The following is a 17,464-nucleotide window of genomic DNA, read 5'->3' as shown; positions in this document are numbered from 1 at the left end:
CCCCAGCCCCTTTGGGGCAAACATCAATAAAGACGTCGTCATCCCGAACATAGTGAGGGATCTCCGGGATTAGCACAGTGCTACACTCAGGAGATGTCTCTCTACGTTCGACATGACGTACGTCTTTGGAAGCGTAGCGAAGGATGACGAAAGTGAAGGGAGAATGGCTACAACTTCTGCTTTATGCACTCGAGGATATAATCAACATCACCATCCAGCGGTAAGACATGGGCTGAGTTGGCAAGCCAGTGAATATTAATATGATCATGATCAGCAAAACGGTCTGCTACTCTCTTGGAGGAAACGACCTTATCATAGCGCCCAAGAAATAAGTCGGTTGGGCATGAGGGAAGGCGAAATTCGAATTGCTTTGCAAGGGTTAACATTTCGATAATAGTCGTTATAGGTAATTGCCGATAGGCAATTTCGCAGCGTTCAGTAGTATACAGATTACCTGCCTTTGCACGTATCCTTCTAAAACCAAGCCAGTTTAAGGTTTTTGCAAGTTTTATTGAATTATTCAGGGAAAGTTGGAGGTCAATAGCTGGCGCTAGCAAATAAAGATGAGGCAGGTCAAAGCGTTGGCTTAAATGACAGGCTAAAAGTCCGCCGAGAGAGAGTCCCAAGACCTCTACTCGTGTATATTGGGTTGCCAAATGTTGATAGGTTTGTTCAACCTGTTCGAGCCATGCATCAGCGGTTGCTTTGGCAAAGGAATCAATGCTCTCTGCATGACCAATTAATACGGGGCAGAAAACAGCATCATAGGTTTGGCTAAGCATAGGAAGAAATAAGCGATAAACGGCTGGTGATGAAGAAAAACCATGTATTAACAATAAGGCTCGTTGTTTTTTACCATTTCTTTGTTCAATTGCCGCTAGCAATGGAGCGTCTTGCTGATTCAAGGTATTTAGTTGGATGCCACTACGCATGCAACGAAAGGCGTCAATATTCATTAATCCCCTTCTGGTTAAAAAATTTGCAAAAAATAAGTAAATAACTAAGAAAACGAATCCTTGGGCCAGATAATTTGTTACTCTGAGCATACAACGAAACTTAGCCAATAGAATAGCCATAAAGTTAACATACAGCATATAGACCAAGAGTGTTATAAGCTCTATGCTATTCTAAGATTATAGGCATTGATTAAGTAGGTGAAAACAATGAGCGGAATGGACGATCGAGAATCAACACAAACATCAACTCCTTCAAATCCGGGCACCACAGTCTCTGGAGGCAGTCCTAATCCGAATCCGGGCACCACAGTCTCTGGAGGCAGTCCTAATCCGAATCCGGGCACCACAGTCTCTGGAGGCAGTCCTAATCCGAATCCGGGCACAACAGTCTCTGGAGGTAGCCCTAATCCGAATCCGGGCACAACAGTTTCTGGAGGCAGTCCTGATCCGAATCCGGGCACAACAGTCTCTGGAGGCAGTCCTGATCCGAATCCGGGCACAACAGTCTCTGGAGGTAGCCCTAATCCGAATCCGGGCACAACAGTCTCTGGAGGTAGCCCTAATCCGAATCCGGGCACAACAGTTTCTGGAGGTAGCCCTAATCCGAATCCGAGCACAACAGTTTCTGGAGGTAGCCCTAATCCGAATCCGAGCACAGGTTCAGGAGGCACTAATCCGCAGCAGGCCAGTGGAAATCAGCAAGCTGGAGATCAGCAACAGGAGTCACCAGATGCGCCGAAGCCTAAAAAGGTTGCTAAAAAGGGCAAGTCAGGGAATACACAAGATTCTAATCAAAATGCAAATAAGAATAAAAAGAAGGAAGATGATGAGGATGACAAGAAGAAAACAGATTATGGTGATGAGTTAATTAATACCTGTGCAAAAATACAAGACCATGTGAATGATATAGCGTGGGTTGCAGTAACGGCGCCCTTCAGACTTATGGGGAAAGGGATAGACAAGATCAAAGAGCTTACGTCAGATGACCCCGCGCCTACTAATAAGCAACAGCCTCAAAATCAGTCTGGCGGACAACAGCAACAGCAACAGCAACAGCAACAGCAACAGCAACAGCAACAGCAACAGCAGCAGCAGAGTTCCAATCCTCAGCCAAGACCAGGTTCGACGCAGCAACCACGTGACGATTCTGATTCGCCTAGTAATACAGGGTCAACGCAATCTTTGCAGTCAGTGCAACCTCGAAGTAGAGTTCCTAGTGGAGAACTTGACGATGCCCGCAATGACGATAATGCTTATACCCAGGCACGTGAGCAAAGTATGCAGCGTACTGGTACTAGCCCCTCGACAGGTCCTGGTCTTGAGCAAGGACAATCCCGTTCCACCAGTCCAAGACCGGGTGGTAGGGATGACGATGATAATTGATGGTTAAAATCCCCCAAGCAAGTGCTTGGGGGTAAGATAAAACTGAGGTTTAGTCTTCCATCAATTTATGTGGCAGGCTTTCTAAGCGGCCGGCTGGGGTGGCGATAACATAGTCGAGTTTGCGTTGTAGTTCGCTAATTGTGTCTGCACCCGCGTAGGTCAGGCCAGAGCGAAGGCCGCCGATAATATCAGCGAGGATTGCATCTTGGGTATTGCGGTAGGTTACTTCTGTTGCAACGCCTTCAGCTGTCTTCCATTCATGCATTTGGCCTAGGAATTCTTCTTGTGCTTCGCGAGAAGCCATACCTCTATAACGCTTCACTTGCTTACCGTCTTCTTTGGTAATTACTTTCCCTGGAGTGGGTTCTGTTCCGGCTAACATGCCGCCAATCATGACAAAATCGGCGCCAAAGGCGAGAGCCTTAACGATGTCTCCAGAGGTGCGAATTCCACCATCGGCAACAATGGAACGATCGGTTCGTGCACATTCCTGGATACAGGTGAGCATGGGAATACCAAAGCCTGTTTTAATCCGAGTAGAGCAAACAGAACCACCGCCAATACCTGCTTTGATAATATCGGCGCCACAGGAAGCCAGATAATCCGCGCCTGCATAGGTCGCGACGTTTCCAGCCATAATGCAACGGCTACCAAGCAATTGTCTGAGGTTTTTTAAGGTTTTGCCTACGTATTTTGCATGGGCATGCGCTACATCAACACAGAAGAAATCAGCCCCTGCATCACGCAAGGCTTCTGCACGTTGCAGTTCGCTATCAGTGCATCCAACAGAAACGAAGGTCTGACCTTCACAGTGTTTAAATTCCTTGATGTTATCTTCAATGCTTAAAAAGCGATGCAAGACGCCAATGCCACCTTTAGAATGCATGAAATTAGCCATCTTGCTTTCTGTGATGGTATCCATGTTGGAACTCATTACAGGTAACTCAAGATGCAGCTTACCGAGGCGGTCAGTCATGCCAATATTGACGACACGCCTTGATTCATGATGGTTGTAAGCGGGAACCAGTAGAACATCATCAAAAGTGATGGCTTGGTTATTCATTGTTAATCCTCATTGTAAAGCCTATTAAGTGGACAGGTATTATACAGTTTTTGTTTAAAACATCCACCTTTGCTGGAACATTATTTGATGTTTTGAGCTGTTCAGGCTTAGCAGCACTGGCGTTAAGCTAAGGATAGTACGTCAAAGCCGTTCGGGCTGAGGAGGCCTTTAGGCCGTCTCGAAGCCTTGCACTCTGTGGCGCTTCAAGACCTGTGTTTGTACCACTCCTCAGCGCGAACGGTTATAAAACCCCTTAACGTAGGCTGGGCTGATAAGCCCAGCAAGCTTGATAATGCCGGGATTGCCAATTCTTACTACAAATGTTCGGCCGCATAATAGGCAAGCCTTGAGCGCTCTCCACGGGTCAGTGTCATATGTGCGCTGTGTTCCCAGTGTTTGAAGCGATCTACAGCAAAGGTTAAACCTGAGGTTGTTTCAGTTAAATAGGGTGTATCGATCTGTTTAATATCCCCCAAGCAGATGATCTTAGAGCCAGGACCAGCACGGGTCACCAAGGTTTTAATTTGTTTGGAGGTTAGGTTTTGCGCTTCATCGATGATAATGAAGCGATTTAAAAAGGTACGTCCGCGCATAAAGTTCAGGGAGCGAATTTTAATCTTATTCTGTAAAAGATCCTGGGTAGCGCCGCGGCCAAAATGTCCGCCCTCCTGGGAACTATGGAGTACCTCGAGGTTATCCATGAGGGCTCCCATCCAAGGGGTCATTTTTTCTTCTTCAGTTCCGGGCAGGAAACCAATATCCTCCCCTACCGGAATGGTTACTCGAGTCATCAGGATTTCAGTATAACGATTTTGATCCAGAACCTGGGTTAAGCCCGCAGCAATGGTTAACAGGGTTTTCCCTGTTCCAGCAGAGCCTTGCAGGGTAACAAAATCAATATCAGGATCGAGCAGAAGATTTAAAGCAAAATTTTGTTCGCGGTTACGAGCACTGATTCCCCATACCGCGTGTTTTGTCTGAGTGAAGTCACGAGCGAGCTGTACGACAGCACTGCCCTCGTTAAGCTCTTTCACTATTGCCTGGAACTGGTTATCACTAGTACTGATACAGTCATTATAATTCCAGCCGCTGGTTAAAGGGCCTTTAATCCGATAATAGGTTTTGCCATTTTCTTTCCAGGCTTCTATATCTTTCGCGTGAGTATCCCAGAAGTCGTTTTCGAGAACATGTAAGCCGCTATGCAAAAGGTTAACGTCATCCAAGACCTTGTCGTTGTAATAATCTTCTGCAGGAATACCGAGGATGCCCGCTTTAATGCGTAAATTAATGTCTTTGGAAATAATAACTACCTGACGCCCGGGATATTTCTTTTGTAAACCTAAAGCGGTGGATAGGAGGGTATTATCCGCCTTATGGCCTGGCAATGAATGTGGGTGAATCAGCTCGAATTCATCAGTCTGAAAAAATAATCGCCCGCTACTCTTTACCTTATCGGAGGCTAAAAAACTGGGGATGGCTAAGCCAGCGACAACTTCTTTATGACTGGCATTGCTCATGAGTTCGACTAACATCCGGTTCGTTTGTCTGACGTTGCGGGCGACCTCAGAGATCCCTGTCTTATGGCTGTCCAACTCTTCCAGCACGACCATTGGTAAATAAATATCATGCTCTTCAAAGCGGTAAATTGCAGTAGGATCGTGCATCATGATATTTGTATCCAATACAAACAATTTTACCTCATCTTTTACATTATCCATGTCTTGCACGACCTCTTCGCTAAAAAAGCACCCATTGTGCTGAGGCTTAGGTGCTCAGTCAAGTTTTCTTAATTCGTCTGCAGTTCTTGCAAGGTTTTTATGACCTCAGCAACATGATCCTTGACGCTGACTTTGCGCCATTCATGTTTTAATACACCCCGCGGATCGATGATAAAGGTACTGCGTTCGATACCGCGTACCTGCTTGCCATACATAGACTTCATTTTTATAACATCGAAGAGTTGGCAGAATTGCTCATCCTTGTCGCTAATTAGCTCAAAAGGGAATTGCTGTTTAGCCTTAAAGTTTTCATGAGATTTCAGGCTGTCGCGGGAAATACCAAAGACTTCAGCATTGAGCCCTTGTATCCTGGTATAAGCATCACGAAAATCCTGACCCTCAGTGGTACAACCTGGGGTTGAGTCTTTGGGGTAAAAGTAGAGAACAAGCCATTTTCCCTGATAAGAATCAAGATTAGATTGCAAACCATTTGTTGCGCTAAATTCCATAGATCTTAGTTTTTCGCCGAGTTTCATGGGGTTTCCTGTGAGCAAAAGGAAAGTTATCTTAGAGCAAAAAAGAGTGTTTCGCCAATGCTTGTGCTTTCATGTATAATCCAGGTTTTTTTAACCTAATTGTCAGGGTCTAATGTCCAGCAAACACAGCGCTAGTATCGCGCTCAATAGAAAAGCTCATTTTGACTATTTCATTGAAAACGAATTTGAGGCCGGTTTAGTCCTCCAAGGTTGGGAAGTGAAAAGTTTGCGCGCTGGTAAAATCAATATATCGGATGCGCATGTGATCGTTAAATACGGTGAAGCCTTTTTATTAGGTGCACAGATTCAACCTTTGCCAACGGCGGCAGCCCATCTGTTCCCGGAAGCTAATCGCACGCGTAAGTTATTGTTAAATCGCCGCGAATTAAATCAACTGATAGGCAGTGTCGAACGCCAAGGCTATACCTTAGTGCCTTTATCACTCTATTGGAAAAACAATAAGGTAAAAATAAAAATTGCCCTGGCCAAGGGTAAAAAGACCCATGATAAGCGCGATACTGTTAAGGATAGAGACTGGCAACGTGATAAAGAGCGTTTGATGAAAAAGCGTAATTGATTTGAATTCTTTCTCTTTAATCACCCCGAATTCCCGTACAAAGTTCAGCGAATCGGCAAAATTTCATTTTCAGCAAAATCTTGTGGCATAATTTGCCATTTTTACGAAAATCAGCTCTTATATCCTAAACTATGAATAAGAGACTCGATAAGAATAACTCAAGGAGTAAATTATGTGCGGGATTATCGGAGCTGTATCGCGACGTGATATCTCCCAGGTTTTACTGGAGGGATTAAGACGTCTTGAATACCGCGGCTATGATTCAGCTGGTATAGCAGTAATCGACCAGGCAGGGCGTTTAAAGCGTGTAAGAATACAGGGTAAGGTTCAGGCTTTGGCTGAGGCGATGCAAGAAACAGCTATTGCAGGTCAGGTTGGGATTGCGCACACTCGCTGGGCAACGCATGGCAAACCCTGTGAGCAAAATGCTCATCCTCATATGTCACGTGGCGAAATTGCTCTGGTACATAATGGTATTATTGAGAACCATGATGCTCTAAGGCGCAAATTAATTGACTTGGGTTATCAATTTACTTCAGATACTGATACGGAAGTTGCAGCCCACTTGATCCATTACCATTATCAGCAACATGAAAATCTACTAGTTGCCGTCCAGGACGCTGCGCAAGAAATGCATGGCGCCTTTGCTTTAGGCGTGCTCCACCAGCAGCGGATAGGTGAGGTTGTTGCTATTCGTAAAGGTAGTCCCTTGGTTGTTGGCTTAGGAATTGACGAGCAGTTTATAGCCTCTGATGCCCTAGCCTTACGTTCTTTCGCTCAGTCAATTATCTATCTCGAAGAAGGTGATAGCGTTCTTCTTAGTGAAGGAGATATTTACCTATTTGACGCTAACCGGCACGCTGTAGAACGTAAATTACATCCGCTAAATGGTGAAAACCATGCTGTTAGCAAAGGTCCATACCGCCATTTTATGCTCAAGGAGATTTTTGAGCAGACTAAGGTTCTGACCGATACCTTAGAGGGACGAATTGCCAGTCTAGACGTCTTGCGAGCTAGTTTTGGTGAACGCGCTGCAGCAGTCTTCCCCCAAGTTAAGCAAATTCATATCATCGCTTGTGGAACCAGCTACCACGCAGGCTTGGTTGCTCGTTATTGGCTAGAATCTCTGACAGCGATACCTACCTCTGTAGAAATCGCCAGTGAGTATCGTTATCGCGATGTTGTTGTCAATGAAGGTACCTTATTTATTACCGTATCGCAGTCTGGTGAAACGGCAGATACCCTTGCCGCTTTGCGTAAAGCGAAGACCATGAATTATCTGGCAAGTTTGGCAATCTGCAATGTAGCCACTAGTACCTTGGTCCGCGAAGCAGACTGTGTGTTTTTAACTCGTGCCGGCACGGAAATTGGTGTGGCTTCGACAAAGGCCTTTACCACCCAACTTGCGGCCTTCCTCATGCTCGCAGCAGCCTTAGGTAAGGATGAGCGTGCGACGAAGGTTCTAACAGAATTAAAAGAGCTACCAGCTAGTTGCCAGCGTGTTCTAACGATGAATGATGAAATCAAAGTTCTGGCCGCTAAGTTTGTTAATAAGGCTCATGCCCTCTTTTTAGGTCGCGGTATGCAATATCCTGTTGCCCTGGAAGGTGCTTTAAAACTAAAGGAAATTTCCTATATTCATGCGGAAGCTTATCCGGCTGGTGAACTTAAACATGGCCCACTCGCCTTGGTTGATAAGAATATGCCTATCGTGGCGATTGCGCCTAACGATGAGCTGCTGGATAAACTGAAGTCAAACCTGCATGAGGTAAGTGCACGTGAAGGACAACTGATCGTTTTTGTCGATGATTCACAGGCTTGGTCGGATAACGGTGCACAATTAATCCATGTGCCTGCTTGTGGTCATTGGATTGCCCCGATTATTTATACCATCCCCCTGCAGTTGCTGGCCTATCATGTTGCTGTTGCCAAGGGAACTGATGTTGATCAGCCACGAAATCTGGCGAAATCGGTCACGGTGGAGTGAGTAAAGGCTAAGGCTGTTAAGTTAAGAAGGCTTTTGTCATTCCCGCGAAGGCGGGAAACTATTTCTAAGCATAGTACCAATGTGGGGGATAGATTCCCGCCTTCGCGGGAATGACAAATGTTCTTAACCTAGTGGCAGTGTGAGTAAAGGTAGGCTCGCAAAATACAAAGTGATCAGTATATAATGACCGCGTTTTTTTTTATCATGTTTTACGGGGATGTGAATGACTCAAGAGATACAGGCGTCAGCGATAATTATTGCACAGGAGCTGAAGGTCAAGGTTTCGCAGGTTGAAACCGCGATCCGCTTATTGGATGACGGGGCAACGGTCCCATTTATCGCGCGCTACCGTAAAGAAGCAACTAACGGGCTTGATGATACCCAATTACGGCAACTTGCCGAGCGTTTGCATTATATACGGGAATTGAATGAGCGCCGCGAAGTTGTGCTCCAATCGATCCGCGAGCAAGAGAAATTGACAGCAGAACTGGAACAAGCAATTCTTGCAGCTGATACCAAAACCCGCTTGGAAGATTTATACCTTCCTTACAGACCTAAACGACGTACCAAAGCACAGATTGCCAAAGAGGCAGGACTTGAGCCTTTGGCGCAAGGTTTGTGGCAGGATCCAACCCAAGAACCCGCTCAATTTGCTCAACAGTTTATCAATGCAGAAGCCGGTGTTGAAGATGAGAAGGCTGCACTTGAAGGTGCGCGCCAGATCTTGATGGAGCTCTTCGCTGAAGATGCTGAGCTTATCAATGAGCTACGTGAATATCTCTGGCAGAATGCGGTCCTGAAATCAACAGGCAGTGCAGATAAAAAAGCTGCCAACAAGTTTGCTGATTATTTTGACTATGCGGAAGCAATAAAAAAGATTCCTTCGCACCGTGCTTTAGCTCTCTTTCGCGGCCGCCGCGAAAATGTTTTACAACTCAGCCTAACACTTGATAATGAGCCTGATTATGGTGAGAAGCGAGTTGCTTCCTACTTCAAGATCACTGATGAAAAGAGAGCAGCTGATTCCTGGCTACTCGAGACAGTGCGTATGACCTGGAAGGTTAAGTTATTCACCAAACTTGAATTGGAATTATTAACCCGTCTGCGTGAATCGGCAGACGAAGAAGCTATCAATGTATTTGCTCGTAATCTGCGCGATTTACTCTTAGCCGCGCCTGCCGGCCAACAAATTACTATCGGACTTGATCCTGGGATTCGTACCGGTGTTAAGGCTGTTGTGGTTGATATCACAGGTAAGCTGCTTGACTATACGACAGTATTTCCCTTCGCACCGCAAAATGATTGGCATCAAGCGATCGCCTCATTGGCTAAATTAGCCGCTAAGCACCAGGCCAATTTATTTAGTATTGGTAATGGCACCGGTTCGCGTGATACCGAGCGTTTGGTTACTGATTTAATGAAAATGTATCCTGATTTGAAGCTGTCTAAAATCACAGTCAGTGAAGCAGGAGCATCTGTCTATTCAGCCTCTGAATTAGCAGCAAAAGAATTCCCTGATCTGGATGTAAGCCTGCGAGGTGCTGTATCGATTGCCAGACGATTGCAGGATCCTTTGGCTGAATTGGTAAAAATTGAGCCGAAAGCAATAGGTGTTGGTCAGTATCAGCATGATGTGAACCAAGCTCGCCTGGCCCGTTCACTCGATGGCATTGTTGAGGACTGTGTGAATGCGGTTGGTGTCGATGTCAATACAGCCTCGGTTGCTTTATTAACTCGAGTTTCTGGTCTCAATGAAACCTTGGCAAAAAACCTAGTGCAATATCGTGATGAAAATGGTGTTTTCCTCAATCGCGAACAGTTAAAAAATGTTGCGCGTATGGGCGATAAAACCTTCCAACAGGCAGCTGGCTTTTTACGTGTTATGAGCGGTGACAATCCCTTAGATGCCTCAGCAGTGCACCCAGAGGCCTATCCTCTAGTTGAAAAAATGCTTGCAGATCAAAAGGCTGATATTCGCCAAGCAATTGGTAATCGCCAATTACTGCAAAGTGTCAATGCTGAACTTTATGTCTGTGATGAATATGGTCTACCAACTATTCGTGACGTTTTACGCGAGTTGGAAAAGCCAGGTCGCGATCCAAGACCTGAATTCAAAACAGCTAACTTCAAAGAGGGTATTGAAGATATTAGCCATTTGCATGAGGGTATGATTTTAGAAGGCGTTGTCTCAAATGTGACTAATTTTGGTGCCTTTGTTGATATCGGGGTCCACCAGGATGGTTTAGTGCATATTTCGGCAATGACTAATCGCTTTATCACTGATCCACATGCCGTTGTGAAAGCTGGTGATATCGTCACTGTTAAGGTTGTTGAAGTTGACACGGAGCGGCGACGAATTGGTCTAAGCATGAAATTAACAGAAGAAAAAGCAGCTGTTGTTCAGAAGAAGGTTGCGAAGCCGCAAGCTCAGACTAGTACGAAGCCACACTCAGGTAAAAAAGAACCAGGTAAGAAGGCACAGCCAGGCAAGAAGCCACAACAGCCTGCAGCTGCTAAGAAAACGGTATTTAACACGGCTATGGCTGATGCCTTGGCCAAATTAAAGCGTGGTTCTTGAAGATGAATAGCCCACGTGGTGAACTAACTATCCAGACTCTAGCGATGCCAGCAGATACTAACGCCAATGGTGATATCTTTGGTGGCTGGTTGGTTTCGCAAATGGACTTAGCAGCCGGTGTTTTGGCAAAAAAAATATCTCGTGGCCGTGCAGCGACAGTGGCAATTAATAGCATGACCTTTCTTAGGCCCGTCCATGTTGGTGATGTGGTTAGTTGTCATGTGGAACAAATCAAACAGGGCAAAACCTCTATGACAATTGCTGTAGAGGTTTGGGCAATGCGTACAGAAAGTGGCGAGCAATATCAGGTAACAGAAGGGACCTTTGTTTTTGTTGCTATTGATGAAGATGGCAAACCAAGACAAATATCCGGAAATTTATGACTGCTGATTTGACTAATTTAAAGAAATGGCTAAGCGATATGGCTGCCCTGATGGAGCAGAATGCAGAGCCTGATCCGCAGCATTACACGCCTTTTTTGCAAGAACCAGAGCTTGCTTTAAATCTAGTCGATTTAATTGAAACTCTGGATGATGCTGAACTTGATAACGAACGTGCCTTTTATTCAGCCTGTGTTTTTGCTTTAGATATCTGCGTTGCCCAACTTCAAGCTGCTCAGGAAAACGGCTCGAAACCCGCCTCTAAGTCCTTAAAATCGTTGATGTCAAAAATTGCCCAGGCGATTATTAAAGGCAAGCAAAGTCTGAGTTTCTGGTTACCGGTACTAAATGCATTTTATGAAGTGCATGTCGAATTATCAGATGAATTAAAACAGGCTTATCTCGAGTTGGCTGGTCAAGAAGAAGATTTGTCTCCAGAGGAAGAGGTTGATCATTTAAACGCCATCCGCGAGATGATTGAGGAATTATCTGATTTATCTATTTTTGATATTGCAGAAAATTTCTTTGCACAAAGTTATGCGATGCCTGCAGATTTTTTCACTGACCTCATTCTGGATTTGTATAGTATTGAAGAAGGCCAGGATATTGCCTTGTTGACCCTGCTACATCCAAAGCAAGAGGTGCGCGATACCGTCGTTGCTACCTTTGAGCAACTCATTGATAAGATTGTTCTAAGTTCAATTTCACTGACTCGTTTGCAAGTGATAAAAAATTGGTATCCAAAGGCTTATCATGCGCAATTTAATCGCTGGATAAAAATCCAGCGTAAAAAAGGCGTTGTGTTCTCGAAAGAAAATAGCAAACCTGTGATGCGGCTTAAAGCAAGTGAAATTGATGGCTCTGGGGCGCAGGGGATTTTTATCCATGTTAAGCAAGGAAGGAAAAATAGACTTTGTGGCTTATTGTTGAAACAAGAGCTTGGTATCAAAGATGCCTGGATAACCCCAGAAATTCGCAAAAGCGATGTAACACGCTATTATGATGAGGCCTTCGATGAGAGCGTTAGTCTGAGGGAAGTGGATGAAGCCTATTTGCTGATGATTGCTGGGCATTTTTTAGCCCTAACTATTAACCAGAATGCGATGCCTGATTTGCATTTGCTGGAAATTCAGGAGTTGCTGGGGTTACAGTTTCATCCTGAAATGCTTGATCTACCCTATCTGATTGAGCACCTCAGTGTACAAATTGTCCCATTTACAGCAGATGCAGTACAGAGCTCCTTCAATCGCTCAAAGAACTGGACAACTAATAAGCAATTCACCGAATCTTGGTATGTGGAAAATGCACATGTAGACAAATTGGTAAATCGCTATTGCACTATTGTTGAAGGGGCGAAAATTTGTGCTTTGGATGAGGCAATGGAGTCAGTGTTTGCTAATGAATTAGAGAAACAGCGAGATAAATGGCTTCTCCATTTCTTATGGACAGCCTTGTGGGCACGGGCAAAAGAACGAAAAAATGAAAAAATCTGGCAAGACTGCTTTTTCATTGCTTATTCCATCTTCACTGGGCAATCCTTGAAAGCCATACCGATTATGCAGGAAATTTGCCGACAAACAGTGCTCAATAGTATTGAGACGATGCAAGAGCGGCGGACTTATTTGACAAAGGAATAGATGGAGCATGCAGCTCATTCCCCTTCCCCTTCCCCAACCTTCTTACAACCACAATGAGCATACAGGTTGTAAAGCCATGCCAGTAAGAAGCCACCAATAAAGGCGTCTACAAAGCCAATAAACCCACCAATAATGCTCCCTAAAATTGATGGTCCATAGCCAATATAAAATACCCCCATTGATGATACGAAAGCTGTACCATAACTAGCAAAATGAGCAAATAATCCAACCAGAAAGATGAAGCATCCCCAGAGAGTGCCAAACGCTAATCCCATTGCGAGGGTGCTTAGTCTGCATTTGTTCATAATAATCACCTTTTGATATTCCCTACTTTAAGTATAGCTTAATTTTGATCTTTAGGTTCATAAAATGTACATATTATCCAAGAAGTTATGTAATAGGCCACCCCTGTCACACTAACATAGTCCGTCATCCTGAGCGCCCCAGCCACTTAAGGGCAAACATCGATAAAGACCACGTCATCCCGAACATAGAGAGGGATCTCCGGGATTAGCACAGTGCTACACTTAGGAGATGTCTCTCTATGTTCGACATGACGTACGTCTTTGGGAGTGTAGCGAAGGATCTCAGAGGTTAACACAGTGCCACATTTAGGAGATCCTTCGTTAAGCTCAGGATGACGCAAGGTAAAGTCAGTTATGGTTACATAAGCCAACCCACCAACGATCGCTGTTTGACAGAATAATTACAGCGGTGTTACCATAAAAAACATTACTAACCTTGGGGAATAACTATGCATTTATCGCAGAGCTCTCGAAAAATTTCGCTAGAAATTGTTCGGAAAAAATCAGCTGATTCACACTTAAATTCTTTCTCATTCTCCTCTGTTACCACCACCGTCACCTACACCACCGCTGCTTAATCAAGCACGCTGTTTTATCTATTAAAAAACACTAGAAAGCAACAATCTTTTTTTATTACTTGTTTTTTAATTTTATCGAAAACTTTTAAAAATTTAGGTCACTATCATGATTAATAATCATTCTTATTCTATTCATAAATTTGGTGGAAGCAGTCTTGCTAATTCAAAAAAAATTAAAGCGCTAAAGTCTCTTCTTAAGGGCGAACAGGAAATTATTGTTGTGTCGGCTGTTCAAGGCACGACTTCTTCCTTGCAATCTGTGCTTGATCTGGCCAAATCCAGTCTGGCCTATATGCAAGTATTAGAAAAGTTGGAAGAAAAACACTTGCTACTAATTCAAGAATTGGGTTTGGATTTTAGATCAGGCCATCTTTTGCAAATGATTCAAAATGATATTTTTAAAATAAAGGACATCCTATACGCTGTTTATTTGACTGGTTCATACTCAAAAGAAATACAAAATTATATCCTTGGTTATGGCGAATTATGGTCAGCAAAAATTCTGAGGGAATACCTTGCCAAATCAGCGAGTGTTGCCTATTTAGATGCGGCAGATGTTCTGTTTATTTATGAGAAAGAAGGGATTGTTTGTATCGATTGGGACAGAAGTAAGAGTGCCTTAGAAAATCATTTAATAAACTGCAGTTTTAATCAGTTGGTGGTAACTGGCTTTATCGCTTCAACTCTCGATGGAGAAAGGACTATTTTAGGGCGAAATGGTTCTGATTTTTCAGCAGCTATTTTTGCTAATTTATTTAATGCAAAAGAGTTAATAATCTGGACTGATGTTGATGGAATTTATTCAGCGGATCCTTCCTTAGTGCGCTCCGCCTTTGTGATTGAATCCCTATCCTATCAAGAGGCACTTGAGTTGGCCTATTTTGGTGCTAAGGTTCTGCATCCCATGACTATAGCTCCGCTGGTTGGTCAGCGAATTCCCCTATATATAAAAAACAGCTATAACCCACAAGCCAAGGGGACTTTCATATCAGCAAAAGCTGAGAAATCTTCACAATTGATCAAGGGCATTAGCTGTATCGAAAATGTAGCGCTCATTAATATTGAAGGCTCTGGTCTAATCTCTGTTTCAGGGATCGTTTCACGGGTTGCGAGCATCCTGTATCAGGCACAAATTAATGTCATGCTTATTTCTCAGGCGAGTTCGGAGCATTCTATCTGCTTGGCTATTCCGGCCATTTACCTGAAGAAAGCGCTCAGCTCTCTGCAAGAGCATTTGCAAGCAGATTTGGACAGAAAGCATCTCCATAGTATTTCTGCAGAAAAAGACTGCGCCATATTATCTGCGGTTGGCGAGGAAATGATTGGTAATGTAGGAATTGCCGCTAAACTCTGTGCCTCACTGGCGAAGGCCAATATTAATATCGCAGCAATTTCCCAGGGGTCCTCTGAACGAAATATTTCCGTAGTCATTAAAGATGCCGATGTGCGCAAAGCCATGCAAGCCGTGCATGCAGGTTTCTATCTCTCACCTAAAAGTTTGGCAATTGGTTTAATCGGTCCAGGGGTTGTTGGTAAAAGCCTTTTGCAGCAGCTGGAGAATGCCATCAATCACTCGGGTTCATCCAATCAAATGAATTTACAGATTTTGGGGATTATGGATAGCAAGAAAATGCTGCTTTCTGATTCCGGGATTGAGCTCAATAATTGGCAAGAGTCCTTTCAGGAGCAGGCAGTTGCGGCTGATTTGCCGAGCTTTGTTGAGCATTTTTCAGCGAATCTTGCTAGCAAAGTCATTATTGATTGCACAGCTAACAAAGCAATTGCTCAGCTCTATCAGCATTTCATGAAGAAGGGTATACATGTTATTACACCCAATAAACATGCCAATGCCGAAGATTTGGCCTATTACAAAGAATTAAAAGCGCTGACAGGTTTCAATAATCATTATTTTTATGAGGCAACGGTTTGTGCTGGCTTGCCTGTTATTTCCACTTTGCAGGATCTTATTAGGACAGGCGATGAAATCCTGGAAGTTGAAGGTGTGGTGTCAGGCACTTTAAGTTATATTTTCAATGAAATGGCGAAGGGACGGTCTTTCTCCGCTGTTGTGTTTGAGGCTAAAAGTCGTGGCTATACTGAGCCAGATCCACGCGAAGATTTATCCGGGAAAGATGTGGCGCGAAAGCTAGTCTGTCTTGCCCGGGAAATTGGCTATGAGGTCAGTCTGGCAGATGTTGCTGTTCATGATTTGATTCCTCCTGAGCTAAAATCCTGCAGTCTCAAAGACTTTCTTGCTAATTTATCCTCCTATGATCAAGCGATGAATCAATGGTTAAAACGAGCGAAGGATAAGAATCAACGTCTGCATTATGTGGGGAGCATTTCTCAAGAGGGTAAAGTGCAGGTAGCTATTAAATTACTCGCCGCAGAACATCCTTTTGCACGCTTAGAAGGCACGGATAATATGCTGATTTTTAAGACAAAACGCTATTATGAACGCCCATTAATCATCCAAGGTCCGGGGGCTGGTGCTGAAGTGACGGCAGCGGGAATTTTTGCTGATCTATTACGCCTGGTTTCGGTTTTATCGTAAGTAACCGCTTACTGGGAAGTAGCGCACGAACAGACAGGTCTAAATCCGTCCTTGCTCCCCAAGTTTGGGGGGCACTGCCATTAAGTTAAGGGCATTTGTCATTCCTGCGAAGGCGGGAAACCATCTCTACATAGGCACTTTGCATAACTAGAAATAGTTTCCCGCCTTCGCAGGAATGACAAAACCTTCCTTAACTTAATGGCAGTGAGTTTGGAGGAACAGAAAAATGAGAATGCTTTTTGAGAGAATCAACGATGAATAGAATTAACCCCGCAATTAAAAGTGTTACAGCCTTTGCCCCAGCAACCTCAGCAAATGTCGCTGTAGGTTTTGATATTCTTGGTTTTGCCCTGGACGCTATAGGTGATCGTGTCAGGCTAACAAGGCGTGATGATAAAAAAATTGTTGTAGAATCAATTAATTCAAAAGATGTTTTGCCGCGAGAACTTCATAAGAATACCGCGTCCATCGCAGTAGAAAAGTTATGTCGCAGTATGAGTTTGGATCTTGGATTTTCAATTCATATCGATAAGGGGATCCCCTTATGCTCAGGTATGGGTGGTTCTGCAGCTTCTGCGGTTGCGGCTTTGGTTGCCTGTAATCAGTTTTTAACAACACCACTAACTCTTGAAGAGTTGGCCTTTTTTGCCTTATCCGGTGAACAGGCTGCGAGTGGCGCGGCGCATTATGACAATATTATTCCTTGTCTCTATGGCGGTTTAACTTTAATCCACTCTCAAAAACCGCTAAAAATTATTCAACTTCCCATTCCACAACTTTACGCGGTAATCATTCATCCCCATTTGCAGGTTTCAACCCGCGAAGCAAGAAAGGTTTTGCGACAAACTGTAGCCCTAAAAGATTATGTGCGACAGTCGGCTAAATTGGCGTCCTTTATTGCTGCTTTATACGAGAATGACTATTTATTGCTAAAAGAGTCTTTGAACGATTTGATTATTGAACCGCAACGAGCCCAGTTTGTCCCTGGCTTTTATGAAATCAAGATGGCTGCCTTGGATGCAGGTGCTTTGGGCATGTCTTTTTCAGGTTCTGGCCCAGCTTTATTTGCCTTTGCTGCAACAGAGAAAGAAGCCGCTGATATTTCAGAAGCGATGTGCTTGGTTTTGCATAAACAAAATATCGCCTCCGACTGCTGGCTTACGCCTATTAGTAAAAAAGCGGCTCATGTGATCCACGATTAGGAGAGATTTT

13 protein-coding genes are annotated in these 17,464 nt (G+C 44.1%); 8 read left to right on the top strand and 5 right to left on the bottom strand.

Annotated elements, in window-relative coordinates:
- Window positions 1–167: 167 nt before the first annotated feature.
- Entirely contained in the window at window positions 168–956 is a 789-nt protein-coding gene (locus tag BN1094_RS01280; RefSeq protein WP_043873637.1) for an alpha/beta hydrolase, read from the bottom strand.
- 207 nt (window positions 957–1,163) lie between these two features.
- On the opposite strand from BN1094_RS01280, the gene BN1094_RS19735 reads away from it, so the two are divergent.
- Window positions 1,164–2,339: a hypothetical protein gene (locus tag BN1094_RS19735; protein WP_043872615.1), complete on the top strand. Its 1,176-nt coding sequence runs from the start codon at window positions 1,164–1,166 to the stop codon at window positions 2,337–2,339.
- A 49-nt stretch (window positions 2,340–2,388) separates the two neighbouring features.
- Here the strand turns inward: BN1094_RS19735 and BN1094_RS01270 are convergent, their stop codons facing one another.
- From BN1094_RS01270 to BN1094_RS01260, 3 genes are all read right to left on the bottom strand, one after another.
- Window positions 2,389–3,402: a guanosine monophosphate reductase gene (locus BN1094_RS01270; RefSeq protein ID WP_043872614.1), complete on the bottom strand. Its 1,014-nt coding sequence runs from the start codon at window positions 3,400–3,402 to the stop codon at window positions 2,389–2,391.
- Window positions 3,403–3,716: 314 nt separating this feature from the next.
- Window positions 3,717–5,120, bottom strand: coding sequence for a PhoH family protein (locus BN1094_RS01265; RefSeq protein ID WP_043872613.1), 1,404 nt, complete (start codon window positions 5,118–5,120; stop codon window positions 3,717–3,719).
- A gap of 68 nt (window positions 5,121–5,188) precedes the next feature.
- Window positions 5,189–5,656 carry a peroxiredoxin gene (locus tag BN1094_RS01260; protein ID WP_043872612.1) on the bottom strand — a complete coding sequence of 156 codons (468 nt, stop codon included), beginning with the start codon at window positions 5,654–5,656 and terminating at the stop codon, window positions 5,189–5,191.
- Between the two features lie 112 nt (window positions 5,657–5,768).
- Between BN1094_RS01260 and smpB the strand changes: the two genes are divergently transcribed.
- The 5 genes from smpB to BN1094_RS01235 all read left to right on the top strand — a co-directional run bounded on the left by smpB (window position 5,769) and on the right by BN1094_RS01235 (window position 12,815).
- On the top strand, window positions 5,769–6,233 hold the full coding sequence (gene smpB / locus BN1094_RS01255) for an SsrA-binding protein SmpB (RefSeq protein ID WP_043872611.1): 465 nt from the start codon (window positions 5,769–5,771) through the stop codon (window positions 6,231–6,233).
- Between the two features lie 172 nt (window positions 6,234–6,405).
- Window positions 6,406–8,220: a glutamine--fructose-6-phosphate transaminase (isomerizing) gene (gene glmS / locus BN1094_RS01250; RefSeq protein WP_043872610.1), complete on the top strand. Its 1,815-nt coding sequence runs from the start codon at window positions 6,406–6,408 to the stop codon at window positions 8,218–8,220.
- A gap of 223 nt (window positions 8,221–8,443) precedes the next feature.
- Window positions 8,444–10,798 (top strand): Tex family protein, encoded by a 2,355-nt coding sequence (locus tag BN1094_RS01245; RefSeq protein ID WP_043872609.1) that lies wholly within the window; start codon window positions 8,444–8,446, stop codon window positions 10,796–10,798.
- 2 nt (window positions 10,799–10,800) lie between these two features.
- Window positions 10,801–11,181: an acyl-CoA thioester hydrolase YciA gene (yciA, locus tag BN1094_RS01240; RefSeq protein WP_043872608.1), complete on the top strand. Its 381-nt coding sequence runs from the start codon at window positions 10,801–10,803 to the stop codon at window positions 11,179–11,181.
- Entirely contained in the window at window positions 11,178–12,815 is a 1,638-nt protein-coding gene (locus tag BN1094_RS01235) for a hypothetical protein (protein WP_043872607.1), read from the top strand. The genes yciA and BN1094_RS01235 overlap by 4 nt, the downstream gene beginning before the upstream one ends.
- 14 nt (window positions 12,816–12,829) lie before the next feature.
- On the opposite strand, the gene BN1094_RS01230 is transcribed toward BN1094_RS01235, so the two are convergent.
- Window positions 12,830–13,120 (bottom strand): bacteriophage holin, encoded by a 291-nt coding sequence (locus tag BN1094_RS01230; protein ID WP_043872606.1) that lies wholly within the window; start codon window positions 13,118–13,120, stop codon window positions 12,830–12,832.
- A gap of 684 nt (window positions 13,121–13,804) precedes the next feature.
- Between BN1094_RS01230 and thrA the strand changes: the two genes are divergently transcribed.
- Together thrA and BN1094_RS01220 are read left to right on the top strand one after the other, a co-directional pair.
- Window positions 13,805–16,252, top strand: coding sequence for a bifunctional aspartate kinase/homoserine dehydrogenase I (gene thrA / locus BN1094_RS01225; RefSeq protein ID WP_043872605.1), 2,448 nt, complete (start codon window positions 13,805–13,807; stop codon window positions 16,250–16,252).
- A gap of 254 nt (window positions 16,253–16,506) precedes the next feature.
- Window positions 16,507–17,454, top strand: coding sequence for a homoserine kinase (locus tag BN1094_RS01220; protein WP_043872604.1), 948 nt, complete (start codon window positions 16,507–16,509; stop codon window positions 17,452–17,454).
- The last annotated feature ends 10 nt before the right edge of the window (window positions 17,455–17,464 follow it).

It is taken from the genome of Legionella massiliensis, from assembly GCF_000756815.1.
Classification (GTDB): domain Bacteria; phylum Pseudomonadota; class Gammaproteobacteria; order Legionellales; family Legionellaceae; genus Tatlockia; species Tatlockia massiliensis.
This window is presented reverse-complemented; position numbering and strand designations above follow the sequence as displayed.